14 protein-coding genes and 1 rRNA gene are annotated in these 15,376 nt (G+C 28.4%); 11 read left to right on the forward strand and 4 right to left on the reverse strand.

The features are described from left to right. Positions 1–225 precede the first annotated feature (225 nt). A complete protein-coding gene (locus KGF42_RS06410) occupies positions 226–2,346 on the reverse strand; it encodes a sigma 54-interacting transcriptional regulator (RefSeq protein WP_227825988.1) in 2,121 nt (706 codons plus the stop codon). Positions 2,347–2,580: 234 nt separating this feature from the next. Between KGF42_RS06410 and KGF42_RS06415 the strand changes: the two genes are divergently transcribed. The 3 genes from KGF42_RS06415 to KGF42_RS06425 are packed head-to-tail and all read left to right on the forward strand — an operon-like array spanning position 2,581 to position 3,777. Then, complete coding sequence (locus KGF42_RS06415; RefSeq protein WP_227822426.1) at positions 2,581–2,982, forward strand: hypothetical protein; 402 nt, start codon at positions 2,581–2,583, stop codon at positions 2,980–2,982. Positions 2,983–3,028: 46 nt separating this feature from the next. After that, a complete protein-coding gene (locus KGF42_RS06420; protein WP_021385716.1) occupies positions 3,029–3,322 on the forward strand; it encodes a metal-sensitive transcriptional regulator in 294 nt (97 codons plus the stop codon). A 14-nt stretch (positions 3,323–3,336) separates the two neighbouring features. Beyond that, entirely contained in the window at positions 3,337–3,777 is a 441-nt protein-coding gene (locus tag KGF42_RS06425; RefSeq protein ID WP_054274719.1) for a SoxR reducing system RseC family protein, read from the forward strand. A gap of 91 nt (positions 3,778–3,868) precedes the next feature. Here KGF42_RS06425 and KGF42_RS06430 read toward each other — a convergent pair whose 3' ends face one another. Both KGF42_RS06430 and KGF42_RS06435 read right to left on the reverse strand, forming a co-directional pair. Further along, positions 3,869–4,342, reverse strand: a complete 474-nt coding sequence (locus KGF42_RS06430) for a threonine/serine exporter family protein (protein WP_054274718.1) — start codon at positions 4,340–4,342, stop codon at positions 3,869–3,871. Then, positions 4,342–5,130, reverse strand: coding sequence for a threonine/serine exporter family protein (locus KGF42_RS06435; RefSeq protein ID WP_003422952.1), 789 nt, complete (start codon positions 5,128–5,130; stop codon positions 4,342–4,344). Before KGF42_RS06435 ends, KGF42_RS06430 begins: the two co-directional genes overlap by 1 nt. A gap of 327 nt (positions 5,131–5,457) precedes the next feature. Between KGF42_RS06435 and glyA the strand changes: the two genes are divergently transcribed. The 7 genes from glyA (at position 5,458) to KGF42_RS06470 (ending at position 13,480) form a co-directional block, all read left to right on the forward strand. Further along, positions 5,458–6,702: a serine hydroxymethyltransferase gene (gene glyA / locus KGF42_RS06440; protein ID WP_227822425.1), complete on the forward strand. Its 1,245-nt coding sequence runs from the start codon at positions 5,458–5,460 to the stop codon at positions 6,700–6,702. 240 nt (positions 6,703–6,942) lie between these two features. Next, the gene (locus KGF42_RS06445; RefSeq protein ID WP_227822424.1) at positions 6,943–8,040 is read left to right on the forward strand and encodes an MGDG synthase family glycosyltransferase; all 1,098 of its coding nucleotides are present in this window, start codon (positions 6,943–6,945) and stop codon (positions 8,038–8,040) included. Continuing rightward, complete coding sequence (locus tag KGF42_RS06450; protein ID WP_227822423.1) at positions 8,031–8,729, forward strand: polysaccharide deacetylase family protein; 699 nt, start codon at positions 8,031–8,033, stop codon at positions 8,727–8,729. The genes KGF42_RS06445 and KGF42_RS06450 overlap by 10 nt, the downstream gene beginning before the upstream one ends. 2 nt (positions 8,730–8,731) lie before the next feature. Further along, positions 8,732–9,796 carry a lysylphosphatidylglycerol synthase transmembrane domain-containing protein gene (locus tag KGF42_RS06455; protein ID WP_227825989.1) on the forward strand — a complete coding sequence of 355 codons (1,065 nt, stop codon included), beginning with the start codon at positions 8,732–8,734 and terminating at the stop codon, positions 9,794–9,796. 181 nt (positions 9,797–9,977) lie between these two features. After that, positions 9,978–10,682, forward strand: coding sequence for a response regulator transcription factor (locus KGF42_RS06460; RefSeq protein WP_227822421.1), 705 nt, complete (start codon positions 9,978–9,980; stop codon positions 10,680–10,682). Then, complete coding sequence (locus tag KGF42_RS06465) at positions 10,675–11,997, forward strand: sensor histidine kinase (protein WP_227822420.1); 1,323 nt, start codon at positions 10,675–10,677, stop codon at positions 11,995–11,997. Before KGF42_RS06460 ends, KGF42_RS06465 begins: the two co-directional genes overlap by 8 nt. A 109-nt stretch (positions 11,998–12,106) precedes the next feature. Further along, positions 12,107–13,480 carry a hypothetical protein gene (locus KGF42_RS06470; protein WP_227825990.1) on the forward strand — a complete coding sequence of 458 codons (1,374 nt, stop codon included), beginning with the start codon at positions 12,107–12,109 and terminating at the stop codon, positions 13,478–13,480. 210 nt (positions 13,481–13,690) lie between these two features. Here KGF42_RS06470 and pdaA read toward each other — a convergent pair whose 3' ends face one another. Beyond that, the gene (gene pdaA, locus KGF42_RS06475; RefSeq protein ID WP_227822418.1) at positions 13,691–14,629 is read right to left on the reverse strand and encodes a delta-lactam-biosynthetic de-N-acetylase; all 939 of its coding nucleotides are present in this window, start codon (positions 14,627–14,629) and stop codon (positions 13,691–13,693) included. 342 nt (positions 14,630–14,971) lie between these two features. Here pdaA and KGF42_RS06480 point away from each other — a divergent pair. Beyond that, positions 14,972–15,376: ribosomal RNA gene (locus KGF42_RS06480) — 16S ribosomal RNA — on the forward strand; the annotation flags it as partial.

Consider the following 15,376-nt stretch of genomic DNA (forward strand, 5'->3'; position numbering starts at 1 on the left):
CGTAAAAACCTCCAGTAATTTTAAATTTTATGTTAATAATATTAAGCAAACAACATGCCAAGATTGATAATAAAAAATATTTATCCATGAGTTAATATGTAGTATTAAGTAATTTCAGAGTATAGAGAAGATAAAAATATTAATTATATTTAACACTTTGTGGAAAAGGTTATTTCTAATAAATTTTCAGATATATAAAAATATAATTAAATAGGTTTAAATGGTTCAACTGTTTAACTTATTAGACCTATTTATCTTTTTTAGAAATTCAACCCCCTTTGATGTTATAATTGAGCCACCACGACCAACAAGTATGTCTACAAGTCCAAAGTCTTGTAGTTCTAGAAGTATGCTTCTAATCTGTTGTTCTGTCAAAAACCTATTTTCACCTAAAGCTATTTTATATAGGCTTTTTCTACCAATTCTTTCTTTTAAATCATAAGCTTTTTTTAGATTATCCAGTATAAATATGTATTCATCTAGAGACCTTTTAAAGTTATAGTCGTGTTTTATAAAGTTTTTGTCTTTGTTAATGTTGAATTGATACTTTTCTATATTATCAGTTACTTTATTACAGATAGTCCTGCTATAATTTGAATCTATAGTATCTAATATATACTCAGGTAAATCACATATTTCTATAATATCTTTCCCTAGGTAGCAGAAATATTCTCCTAAGTTTCTTAATTCTCTTATATTTCCTTCCCATTTATACATTTTAAAGATTTCTTTTACTTCTTCACTTAGACTAAAATTACAGGGAATATCATATTTTAGTGAGTCAAAAATTTCAAATATGTCACCAGGTCTTTCTCTAAGAGGATGTATTTTAAGAGGAAGAACATTTAACCTAAAATATAAATCTCTTCTAAACATATTTTTAGATACGAGTTCTTTTAAATTTCTATTAGTAGCTGCAATTATTCTTACATCAATATCAATGACATTATTGGAACCAATACGTCTTACTTGTTTTTCTTGTATAACTCTCAGTAATTTGGATTGAGAAGTTAAATCCATTTCTCCAATTTCATCTAAAAATATAGTTCCATTGTTGGCTAATTCAAATAAACCAATTTTTCCGCCTTTTTTAGCCCCAGTAAAAGCACCTTCATCATAGCCAAATAATTCACTTTGCAGTAGATTTTCTTGAAAAGTACTACAATTTACTGCTACAAAAGGGCCATCTTTTCTTCTAGAAGCACTATGAATGGATTGAGCAAATAATTCTTTACCAGTACCACTTTCACCAATTATCAAAATAGATGAGTTTGATTGGGCCATTTTATTGGCAATTTTTTTTGTATTAATAGTTTGTATACTAGAACCCAATATGTCATCAAATGTATATTTACTAATATTACCAGAGTTAACTAACTGTGCTCTTAACTTAGCTTGCTTTTTTTCTAGTTGAGAGAACTTGGTCATTTTTAATATAAATCCATCAAATACATTTAATTGTATGTGCTTAATCTCTAGATTTATATCAATATGATTTATTTTAATTAATTTCTCAAAAAATGGAGTTTTATTGGTCAATATATTTTGGAAATTGATGTCCTTTATACAATCACCAATAAACGAATCAATCATTTCATTTGCATTTATAGATAAAATTTTTCTAGCCATATGATTATAGAATTGAATTATTCCATCATTATTTGTGCATATGACTCCATCATCAATTATAGATAATAACAAATCAAACTGTCTTTCAAATTTATTTGCATCTAATAATAATTCACCTGTACTATAACTTGTAGGAATTATTTTTTCTACATATTTTTTTATCAAGTCATCTTTTATTAGATGTTTTAGTTTAGTCTTTGTAGCAATTTCAACAATACAACTTAAATCTATTATTCTATACTTTAAGTCTATGACTTCACAATTTTTAAATTTAGGTAAGATTTTTTCGCCAGGAGTTAGTATTACAGCATCTGTGGGAGTAAATTCAATCTCTGGATAGCAAGGCAGGATATTGATATTGTCTATTCCTAGTCTATGTATTAAAGAAATTGTCTCTATTGCCATATCCTTACTTAAATTATATACATAAATAATTTTATCTTTTTCTAATTTAGATATCATATCAATACTGTTCTTTTCAAATGTCAACTTAGGAACAATAATTTGAGCATCATAGTGAGATAATTTTACGATTTCATCATACTTTAAATAAGCAGATAGAAGTATCAATTTTTCTTTAAAAAACCTTAAATTTCCCTCTTCAAAAGAGTATAAATTTATTTTTAGATTATTGCCTAAAAATTGTCTTATTTGGTTTTCGTAAATTTCTCCAGCATCTTTTTTTAAACTTACAATAGCTAATTCCATTTGTTTCATTTCAACCTCTCATACAAATTTGACTTATTTTAGATTATATAACAATAAAATTAGATATAAATAATTTTATTTAATTATTATTATAAATTTATTATAGATTACACATTGAAGTAAAAGAAATAGCTAAAATTATTCCTTTTATTTTTGTTTTTTGTATCTATTTGGTATAATAGTATTAGAGCATATAATAATTTAGGCAAAATTTCTTAAGGGAATACTAGAGGAGAATATAAAATGAAAAGATGTCTTTACTGTAATAGGGATATAAAGTCACCAAATAATAAATTGGCTATAAAATATGATGACAACACAAATATATATCCATGTCGTGCAGAATGTAAGGAAAAAATTGAAGAATATATAGCAAAAAAACCTACATATAAGTTTATAAATATATTAGAGGTTCTTTTAGGTGTGGGTGGAATATTCTGTTTTTTGAGCAAATGGACTATTTTAGCTCAAGTTGTGCTTGGAATTGATGCATTGGTTATATTTTTATTTCCATTGGCAGGATTTAAGATGAATGGAAAGTTAAGTATGGAACAAACTAAGAATCAAAGTAGGTCTATTGCAATATCAATTTTGGCATTTATAGTAGTAATAACTGTATTGTATTTTAAACAAGTCGGTAAGTAGAGTATAATTAATTGTATAAGACATCATTAGAGTATGAGGTGAATTTATGGAAGAGAGAAAATTAGCACCAAACAATGAGAGAGAAGCTCTTATAAAAAGATTAAAGAGAATAGAAGGTCAAGTTAAGGGTATACAAAAGATGGTAGAACAAGAACGTTACTGTGTTGATATATTGGTTCAAATATCTGCTATAAGGTCTGCTATAAACAGGGTAGGCACAATTATTTTGGAGAATCATATAAAAGGATGTGTAGCAGAAAGTATCAAGCATGATGATGGTGAGCAAACTGAAGAGATGATAAAAGAACTTATGGATACTATAAATAAATTTACAAAATAAGGAGGCGGTTAGTTATGAATCAACAAGGATTTATTATGGAAATTGTTGATGATAGAACTGCAAAGTTAAAAATGCAAAGACATTCAGCTTGTGCTGCTTGTGGAAAATGTGCTACTACAAATTCAGCAGAGTCAAAAGAAATATTAGTAGAAGTAGACAACACAATTGGTGCAAAAGTTGGTGACCATGTAGAGGTTAGTATGGATAATATGAATGTATTGAAAGCAGCTGTAATGGCTTATATAATACCCCTTATAGCACTTCTAGTTGGAACAATAGGGACTTATTATATATTGGGGGCAATTGGTATGACAACTGGAGTTGAAGCTATAAGTGGACTAGTTGGAATTTGTCTTACAGTAATTTGTTATTTATACTTAAAGAAGAATGATAAAAAATTCAGAGATAGTAGAGAGTTTATACCAGTAATAACAAGAATATTAATTGACCTTTAAAATAATTATAATTAAAAAATAGCAATGTACTTTTTAAATAAATACCCAATGTGTATTTGTAAAGTTTTAGTACATTGCTATTTTTATATTTTTATTTTGATTTTCTGTAAGGAATAAAGCTTTTTCTGATTTTCAAAAGATTCAATGTTCTTACAAAAGAAGTTACAACCAATACTCCAAGTGCTATTGCAGCACTTAGAAATAATGCATCTGTACCTTTTGACATAGCCAAAGAATAATTTTTCTGAATCAAAGATAACATTGTATTGTATAGTCCAATTCCTGGTATTAGAGGAAGAATACCTGGAATTACAAACACAATAGCTGGTTGCTTTAGTTTTCTAGCCAAAGTCTCACTACATGCAGAGACCAAAGCAGCAGCTATAAAACCTGCAAAAACTGCGTTTGTAGTAAAATTAAATAAATAAACATACACAATCCAACCGACTCCTCCAGTTATTCCAGCTGGAAGAAGTAGATAAAGTGGGGCATTAAAAAAAACAGCAAATCCAGCAGTTGCAACGCCTGAAAATAAAAAATGCAAAATCATTGACATATCAGTCATTAGAAAGGACCTCCAATTCTATACCATGTATCAAGAACAAAACCAACTCCAGAAGCAATCGCAATAATAATCATAGCAGCATCAAAAGCACGAGAAATTCCTGATATTAAATTACCTGATATTAAATCTCTAATAGCTTTTATAAAAGCAACTCCTGGGAGTAGTGGCATTATAGCGCCAACTATAAGCATTTTAGGGTCATCTAAAATGCCTATTTCAACTAATAGAACTCCTGAAAGTGCAATTAAAAAAGAAGATACTAAACAGGAAAACGCAGATATTGCACTTATCTTCATTGTTTTATCGTAAGTAATTGCAGCAAAGATTGCTATTATAAATGTAAGTATAAAATTTAATACATAATTCCCTCCAAGCAAACAAGCAAAACAAGCAGATGCAATTCCTGTACAAGAGTAAAATAACCATAAAGGATAAGGTTTTACATCTTGTATTTCATAAAGACGTGCAATAGCATTATCAATATCATATTCTTTGTCACTAACAAATTCTCGAGAAAAACTATTTAATAAAGAAATCTTATTTAAGTTTATACCTCTTGATTGAATCGTTTTCATAAACGAAAAGCCATCAAATTTCTCATCTGAAATAATTATTACTGTAGGAGTTGTAAAAATATTTACATGATAAAACCCTCTTGACCTGCATATTCTAAGGACACTGTCTTCAACCCTAGATGTTTCAGCTCCATTTTTTATCATAAGTTCCCCTACAAATAGAGCTAATTTTAGAATATTTTTCTTATATTCAAGTTCCTCATTTTGATTCATAAATACACCTCCAAATTAAAAAACGTAATATTGAAATTATATCAAATTTTTAAGTAATATTCCTTAATATATATATAAATATATTATCTTTTTTTTGTTTCAAAATGGTCACATTTAAATTATATCCAATTAAAAGAATTAGACAATATTATTTATTATATTTTAACTTAAAAATAAAGAAAGTAACTATCTTAAATATGGAAAAATGGCAAAACACTTGACTATTAATTAGTAAAGGACTATAATAATAAATTATCATATTGATAAAAACGAAAATTATGAAATGTCTGTAAAAATAAAATTTAAATAATAACTAGGAGGAATAATATGTTTGAGAACTTGAAAAAAGCGGACCCTGAGATTTATGAAAGTATGAAAAGAGAGTTAAAAAGACAACAAAGAAATATTGAATTAATAGCATCTGAAAACATAGTATCAGTTCCAGTAATGGAAACTATGGGAAGTCATCTTACAAATAAGTATGCAGAAGGTTACTCAGGAAAAAGATATTATGGTGGATGTGAGTACATAGATGAAGTTGAAACTCTTGCAATAGATAGAATCAAAAAGATATTTGGAGCAGAGCATGCTAATGTTCAACCTCACTCTGGAGCAAATGCAAATATTGGTGTATATTTTGCTATGCTAAAACCAGGTGATGTTGTTATGGGAATGAATTTATCTCAAGGGGGGCATTTAACTCATGGTGCTCCAGTTAATATTTCTGGTCAATATTATAAATTTTATGAATATGGTATAGACAAAGATAGCGGACTTATAGATTTTGATGAAGTTAGAAAAATAGCACATGAAGTAAAACCTAAAATGATAGTTGCAGGAGCAAGTGCGTATCCTAGAGAGATAGATTTTAAAAAATTTAGAGAGATAGCTGATGAGGTTGGAGCATTACTTATGGTAGATATGGCTCATATAGCAGGTCTTGTAGCTGCTGGTCTTCACCAAAATCCATGTGAAGTGGCTGATTTTGTTACAACAACAACTCATAAAACTTTAAGAGGACCTCGTGGAGGTATTATTCTTTGTAAAGAAAAATATGCTAAAGCTATAGATAAAGCAATATTCCCTGGAATTCAAGGTGGACCTCTTGAGCATATAATTGCATCTAAGGCAGTTTGTTTTAAAGAAGCTTTGAGTGATGAGTTTAAAGAGTATCAAATACAAGTTGCTAAAAATGCAAAAGCTTTAGCTGAAGAACTTATTAAGAGAGACTTTAAATTAATTTCTGGGGGTACAGATAATCATTTAATATTATTAGATTTAACTAATAAAAATATAACTGGTAAAGCTGCAGAAAAAAGATTAGATGATGCTTATATAACAGCTAATAAAAATACAATTCCATTTGACCCAAATGGTGCTCTTGTTACAAGTGGAATAAGACTTGGTACTCCAGCTGTAACTACTAGAGGTATGAAAGAAGAGGATATGGCAATAATTGCTGAGGCTATAGACCTATGTTTAACTTATGATGAAGAATCTAAGGCTAGAACATTGGTTGTTGGTTTAACTGAAAAATATCCTTTATATGAAGAATATAATATTATGGATTAATTATAAAGAATAATTAAATAGAATATATTTAAATAATTACAGTGATTGTGTATGTATTTGAATATATATAGATACAAAACCCGATTGATATAATCTCCTATATCAATTGGGTTTTGTATTTTTTAATTAAAACTTTAAGATTTCTTAAGAATTATACTAGGTTTTTCTAAAGATTTAAAGTCTATACTTATAAATATAGTCATTATAGGAAAAGAAAGACTTTAATGGGGAGGGAATCTTATGAAAGTATTAATTCTTACAGGAAAATTTGGTATGGGTCATTACTCAGCATCAAACTCTTTAAGTGAAGATATAAAAGCAAAATTTAACAATTCAGAAATAATAATTAAAGATATATTTGAATACATTATGCCTAACTATTCAGATAAAATGTACAAGACTTTTTCTATTCTTGTAAATCGGGGAAGTAGTCTTTATAATTTGTTTTATAAATGTACTGAAAATGGAAAGAAAGATATAAAATTTACTTTTTCAGATTATTTTTTAACTAAATTAGATAAGTTACTTAATGAAGTAGAACCAACAGTAGTTATTTCAACTTTTCCATTTTGTTCTCAACTAGTATCTAGATATAAGGAAAAGTATAATTCAAATCTTCCTTTGATAACATGTATAACAGATATAAGTAGTCATTCAGAATGGATTAGTAAAAATACAGACTGCTATTTAGTAGCTAGTAAATCTACTAAGGAAGAACTTATTTTTAAGGGAATAGATGAAGCTAAAGTTAAGGTTAATGGTATTCCAGTAAAAAAAGACTTTAAAAAACTAGAACATATAAATCATTCAAATAAAAAAAATATACTTATAATGGGTGGAGGATTAGGATTACTACCTAAATCAGAACAATTTTACAAAGAATTAAATACTTTAGAAGGAGCAAAAACTACTGTAATAACTGGTAATAATAAAAAAATGTATTATAAATTATATGGCAGATATGAAAATATAGAGGTAATGGGTTATACTGATGAAGTATATAAATATATGGAAAATGCTGATATTATTATTTCTAAACCAGGTGGAATAACATTATTTGAAACAATTTATTCAGAACTTCCAATATTAGCATTTAATCCATTTTTACAACAAGAAATAAATAATGCTGATTTTATATTAAATAATGGTATTGGAAGAATACTTGGTAAAAATAAAAAATACTATGTAGATGAGATAAAAGATTTAATTTATGATGATGCTACTCTTAAAGAAATGAGTAGAAATATGAAAGAATTAAAAAAGCAGTTTGATAACAATACATTAGAAAATATTTTATTTTCATTTGATGAACTAGGAGCGTGTAGAGAATGTATATAGTAGGTTTAATTATAGTTATTGCATTGATTTTTTTAGTCCATTCAATTATACCTACATATTATAACAAACTATTAAATAAAGATGTATTAAAAAACATGGCTGGAGAAAATGAAATTGCACTTACTTTTGATGATGGTCCAGACAAGAGATATACAGAAAAATTACTAGATGTATTAAAAGAAAATGATATACAAGCTATGTTTTTTGTAGTAGCAAAGAATGCTGAAAAAGAGCCTGAAATTATAAAAAGAATGTTAAGAGAAAATCACATAGTTGGCTTACATTCATTGGAACATAAAAATGCATGGCTTTACAGTTATAATTATGTTAAAAAAGATTTTATTGAAAGTACAAATATAATGAAAAATTTAGGTGTAGATATAAACTACTATCGTCCACCATGGGGTCATACTAATATATTTTCAAAGTTGTTTGTTGAAAAATATAATCTAAAAATGACTTTATGGGATGTAATGGCAGAAGATTGGAATAAAGATAGTACAGTAGAGATTATTATAAACAAGTTGATGAGTAGAACAAAAGAAAATTCTATAATTTGTTTACATGATGCAGGGGAGAATTCAGGTGGTGCAGTAGGTGCACCTGAGCGTACTATTGAAGCCTTAAAGGTAGCCATTCCAAAGCTTAAAGCTAGTGGTTTTAAATTTGTAACACCAGAAAGGATGTAGTTATGATAAGTAAAACTGAAAATAAAAATAAATGCCTAGGTAGTGTAGCTTTTTTAGTTTTACTAATGGGCATAACAGGATATTTTGTTTTTAGAGGGCAATCAATTGAATCATTAATAAAATCATTAAAAGGTGCAAGTCCTATGTTTATACTAATTGGATTTGCGATGATGATTATATATGTTGCTTGTGAAGGTGTAAATATATATCTAGGTATAAAAGCTTTAAACCAAAAAACAACTCTTTTAAAATGTATGGGATATGCTTTTATTGGATTTTATTTTAGTTCAATTACACCTTCAGCATCAGGGGGTCAACCAGCACAAGTTTATTATATGAAGAAAGATGATATAAATATCTCCTATTCTTCACTTATACTATTAGTTATTGTTGTCATTCATCAAGTAGTTATATTGGCATATAGTGGAACAATGTTCATTATGGAACGTGAATTTATATTAAACAATGTAAGTGGAATGAATATTTTACTAATATATGGTGTAATAACAAATGTTGTTCTTGTAGTTGGAGTAATTGCAATTATATTTTCAAAAAAATTGGTAAACAAATTTATAATATCAATAACAAACTTATTAGGTAAGCTAAGAATAATAAAAGATGTTGAAGGTTCAAGAAAAGTTATAACTTCTCAAATTGAAGAATATGTTAAAGGAGCTCAATATATAAAGCAAAATCCAAAACTTGTAATACAAATTTTAGGCATAACTATTATACAAATAACAGCTATGTTTTTAGTACCATTTTTTGTATACAAAGCTTTCCATCTATCAACATATACTGTATTTGAGATATTAGCAATACAATCTCTACTTAATATTGCTGTTTCATCATTACCATTACCAGGAGCTGTTGGAGCTTCTGAAAATAGTTTTATGACATTATTTAAGATATTTTTCCCAGGGCATTTATTAGTTCCAGCGATGTTACTTAGTAGGGGAATAAGTTTTTATGCATTTGTAGCTATAAGTGGATTGATATGTATTGTAGTACATGTAAAATCTTCTGAAAAAGTAAAATCAGTAAAAAAAGTTGTTTATGTAAGATAATCTTATATAAATTATTTTTATTAATATGTCAATCTGTGTACACATTTTAATTGGATTTTAAACATGTTTACAAGAGTAGAAAGTATTAAAACATGTGACATTGCTAAGCTTTTGTTAATAAAGTATAATATTTTATATAGTTTGAAATATTTAAGAAATATAGCAAAAAAGGAGTTTAAGGATGAATAAAGAGATTCCAAAAAAAATTTTAGTAGCTGATGATAATCCTGAGATTAGGGAAATTGTAGAAATTCTTTTAACTGGTGAAGGTTATGAAGTTGTTATGGCAACGAACGGAGAAGAAGCTGTAAACTTAGTAGATAATACGATTGATTTGATTATTTTGGATGTTGTCATGCCTGTTAAGACGGGATTTGTTGCATGTAATGAAATTAGAGAAAAAACAACAGCTCCAATATTATTTTTAACTGCTAAAACTCAAGATTCTGATAAAGTTATTGGATTTTCAGCAGGAGGAGATGACTATTTATCAAAGCCTTTTTCATACTCTGAATTAATTTCAAGAGTTAAGTCACTACTCAGACGTTATTATATATATCAGGGAAAGGAAAGGGAAAAAGAGCCAAATATATTAAAAACAAAAGAATTATGTGTAAATTTAGATACTCAAGATGTTACACTAAATGGAGAATCTGTGTTTTTGACAACTATAGAATATAGTATATTAGTTCTTATGTTGAAAAATAGAAAAAAAGTTTTTTCATCTGAAAATTTATATGAAACTATTTGGGATGAGCAGTATTTTTATACAGCGAATAATACCATAATGGTGCATATTAGAAATCTAAGAAAAAAATTAGAAAAAGACCAAAAAAATCCACAATATATAAAAACAGCATGGGGAAAGGGGTATTATATTGATTAGCAAAATTAAGCCATCAAAGTTGGGAGTTATACTATTGATATATGTACTAATCTCAGCTGCAATGGCTTTCATTTTAAATATACCATTTTACTCTGCTGTTGAATCTATAGTAAAGGATGTATCAGAAGGCAAAGTTTATTTTAAAAGAGAAGTAGACCAACTTATGGATAATTTTCAACTTTATGTTAATGAGAATGGAATAAGTTCAAATGATGGAGATAATATAGCAAAATGGAATAGTGATAATTGGTTTGTTTCTATGAAGATATACAAAGGAAATAAGGTTTTTTATGATACATTATACTATCCTAATGAAGTGCCTGATAAGAGTGAGGAAAATGAATTTTATAGTAGTTCTATGGCTAGACATTATGAAATACAATTTTCTAATGTTAAAGCTAATATAGTCGTAATAGCTTTATTTAGATTTAGATTTCAAAATTTTATAGAAGCAATTTCTATTACATTCATGGCACTTACGTTTATTATAACATTCTTACTGTTGTTGAGTAGAAAGATAAAATACCTAAGAAAAATAGAAATGGGTATAAAGATAGTAGAGAGCGGCAGTTTAAAGTATAGAATTCCAGTCAAAGGTAATGATGAATTATCATCACTTGCATCTAGTATTAATGAGATGAGCCATACATTAGAGAATCAACTTATAAAAGAAAGAGAAATGAAGAATAAAAATAAAGATATAGTAACTTCAATATCACATGATGTTAGAACTCCATTAACATCAGTAATTTGTTACTTGGATTTAATTAAAGACCATAAATATAATAGCCCTGAGCAATTGGAACAATACATAAAAAATGTAAGGTCTAAAGCATATCAAATAAAAGATTTAACGGATGACCTTTTTACACATTTTGTCAATTCTGGAGAGGAAGTTGCAAAAGAGTATGAAAAAATAAATGCTAATGAATTTATTTTTCAATTGCTTTTAGATAGTTCATATACATTGGAAGAGAAAGGATTTCATATAACAATAGAGAATGAACTTTATAACCAATATCATATTTATGTAGATGTTACACAATTTAGAAGAATATTTGATAATTTATGTTCTAATATAATAAAATATGCTAGAAGAGATAAACCTATAGTATTTTTAATTAAAGTGGAAGATTCTAAATTATTAATTATACAAAAAAATAGAGTGAACAATTTTTCTAATAATGTAGAAAGTTTTGGAATTGGTATAAAGAATTGTGAGAAAATAGTTGCATATCATAATGGAAGTATAAATGTAAATTCTGATGATAAAGAATTTTCTATTGAAATATCTATTCCAGTAAAAAAATCATAAAATCTTAAGTTGTATATTGTGCAATTTTATTGTACACCTGTAAGTAAGTAACAAGTTTACTTATAAGACCATATAATATTATTATCTTAGAAAAAGGGGACATAATAATATGGTTTTGACAGGAGCACATTATATTTACATTATATTTATGGTAATTATATTAATTACTATGATTATGAAAAAGGATACAATAGTACCATGTATATTAGGTGTTTTTTTCATGGGGCTGTTCTTTGAAAAAAATATTTTTGGTGCTATAACATCAATATTTAACTCTTTTATTATATCTTTAAATGAGTTGGGACCAATTATATTAATTATAGCTGTTATGGTTGCTTTATCTAAAGCTTTAGAAGCTAATAATGCTATACAGTATATGGTAAGACCATTTTCAAGAGTTATAAAAAATTCTAATACAGCATTTTTTGTAACTGGATTTGTTATGTTAGTTCTTTCTTGGTTTTTCTGGCCAACTCCAGCTGTTGCCTTAGTCGGAGCTGTATTTTTACCTGTTGCTATGAGAGCTGGATTACCAGCAATTGGTGTTGCAGTAGCATTAAATTTATTTGGTCATGGTCTTGCTTTGTCTACAGACTTTGTTATTCAAGGGGCTCCAAGTATAACAGCTGGTGCAGCAGGTGTTGCAGTATCATATGTTATAAATGATGGTATGATTTTGTTTTGGGTGATGGGAATAGTAACCATATCTATGGCATTTTATACATTGAAAAGAGATATTAACAAAGGTATGTTTAGAGAGGAATTAAAAGAGTTTGAAGATGAAGAAGTAGAAGAGTTTAATGGAAAATCTAAAATAGCAACTATTTTAGTAGCTTTAGGATTTCTTGCTGATATAATTGCCATGTATGTATTTGACCTAAAAGGAGGAGATGCATCAGCTCTTTTGGGTGGAACAGCAGTATTTTTAATAATCATTATAAATACTATAAATTTTGGCAAAGATAGTCTTGAAAATGTATGTGAGAATATAATTGATGGTTTTGTATTTGGTATAAAAATATTTGGGGCAATTATACCAATAGCAGCATTTTTCTATATGGGTGAAGTTGCACCTTTGACAGGTGTGTTTGGAAAGGTATTAACACCAGGCTCACAAGGCTTATTATCAGATATAGGTATAGCTCTTTCTCAAACAATACCACTTAATAAATTTGCTGTATCAGGTATAGAAACTGTAGTAGGAGCAATAACTGGGCTTGATGGTTCTGGATTTTCTGGAATTTCATTAGTAGGTTCACTTGCTTCTGTGTTTGGAACTGCTATCAATGCAAGTGTCGGTGCATTAGCTGCATTAGGACAAATCAGTGGTATCTGGGTAGGTGGAGGATGTCTAGTTCCTTGGGGACTTATTTCAGCAGCAGCAATTTGTGGAGTTAGCCCTATAGAATTGGCAAAACGAAATTTTGTACCAGTTATAACCGGACTGATTGTAACAACTATAGTAGCAATGTTTATTATCTAATCAACGTAAATACTAATTATACAGTTTAAAAATAGATGTATAGCTATAATTTATAATAATGATTTTATTAATGTTAAGCCATACATCTATTTTTTATTGATATTTTATTAATATTATTTATATAGAAGAATATTTTTTTATTATACTATACTAACTATGTTAATTATAATAACTATGTTAGCTTGTAGACTTTAGATGTAATTATAAATATCAATACTTTAATAGTTCAAATTCATATCCTAGCTTTCTTGCATCTGATATAAAATCATTTAAAATTTCTGTACTAGTTTTGGAAACTGCATGTAATAATAAAATCGAACCATCATGTAGATTATCCATTATTTTTTTTGTTGCTTCTTCATGTGATGGTTGTTTTTCAGTGTCCCAGTCCCTGTATGCAAAACTCCAGAATACAGTCTTGTATCCTAAATTTTTAGTCATTGCTAAGCTTTTCTCTGAGTATTTGCCCATAGGAGGTCTAAAAAATTTAACCATATCTTTTCCAGTTACATCCTTGTAGAATCTTTCAACATCATAGAATTCCTCATTAAAGTTTTTTAGATTACTTGTTTTTGTTGGCATGGATGGATGCGTTTTACTATGATTTCCAACTATATGCCCCTCAGAAACCATTCTTTTTACTAAATCTTTATTTTCTTTTATGTATGGAGATGTAACAAAAAAAACTGCTTTAACCTGATTTTGTTTTAAAATATCAAGTATCTTTGGAGTGTATCCATTTTCATAACCTTCATCAAATGTAAGATATATTGTTTTCTGACCATCTTTTGTAGGTCCATTGTATATAGCATCATAGTCAGAAAATTTAAAGCCAATGTCAGTATTTACTTCTGGGGTTTTATGTTTATTATTTGGTATATAAAACCAATCAAGAGCGGTGTTATCTAAAGAGGATACATCTAGTTTGTTATTAGCATTATTAGTAGTATCTTTTGATGGTTTATCTGTCCCGTCTGAAACAACTACATTGGAAGTGTCTTTACTGCTATCTATTTTTTCAGTATCTTCTTGTGATTGTGTTTCCTTATTTTGATTTGTGTTTTGTTTGTTTTGTGAATTTGAACATCCAACAATAAAAAAAATAGCTATAGAAAGTAGTGTTAAAGAATATAATACTTTTCTAAACATTTTGAAGCTCCTTTCTGAATTAATAACAATTACATATAGTATTATTATAATTGTAAACTGTTATTAATAATAGTTACATCTTTAAAAATAAAGTCACAATAGTATGACAAAGGGTGAATAATCAATAAATTTAAGAAAAAAATAATAAAAATAGTTGACCATCTTATGATAAGGTGTTATTATAGTAAATGTGCTCGATAAGAAGTAAAGAAATGATAAGCACAAAGAAGTTAGTTGAATGAAATGAACTTTGAAAATTAAACAGTAGGTTAATTTATAAACAAGAAACAAACCATAAAGCCAGATATTTTGATAACAATAGTATCTGAGCCTGATAAACTTTTATTTGAGAGTTTGATCCTGGCTCAGGATGAACGCTGGCGGCGTGCCTAACACATGCAAGTTGAGCGATTTACTTCGGTAAAGAGCGGCGGACGGGTGAGTAACGCGTGGGTAACCTACCCTGTACACACGGATAACATACCGAAAGGTATGCTAATACGGGATAACATATTTGAGAGGCATCTCTTGAATATCAAAGGTGAGCCAGTACAGGATGGACCCGCGTCTGATTAGCTAGTTGGTAAGGTAACGGCTTACCAAGGCGACGATCAGTAGCCGACCTGAGAGGGTGATCGGCCACATTGGAACTGAGACACGGTCCAAACTCCTACGGGAGGCAGCAGTGGGGAATATTGCACAATGGGCGAAAGCCTGATGCAGCAACGCCGCGTGAGTGATGAAGGC

It is taken from the genome of Clostridioides sp. ZZV15-6383, from assembly GCF_020657735.1.
Taxonomy (GTDB): Bacteria; Bacillota; Clostridia; order Peptostreptococcales; family Peptostreptococcaceae; genus Clostridioides; species Clostridioides difficile_D.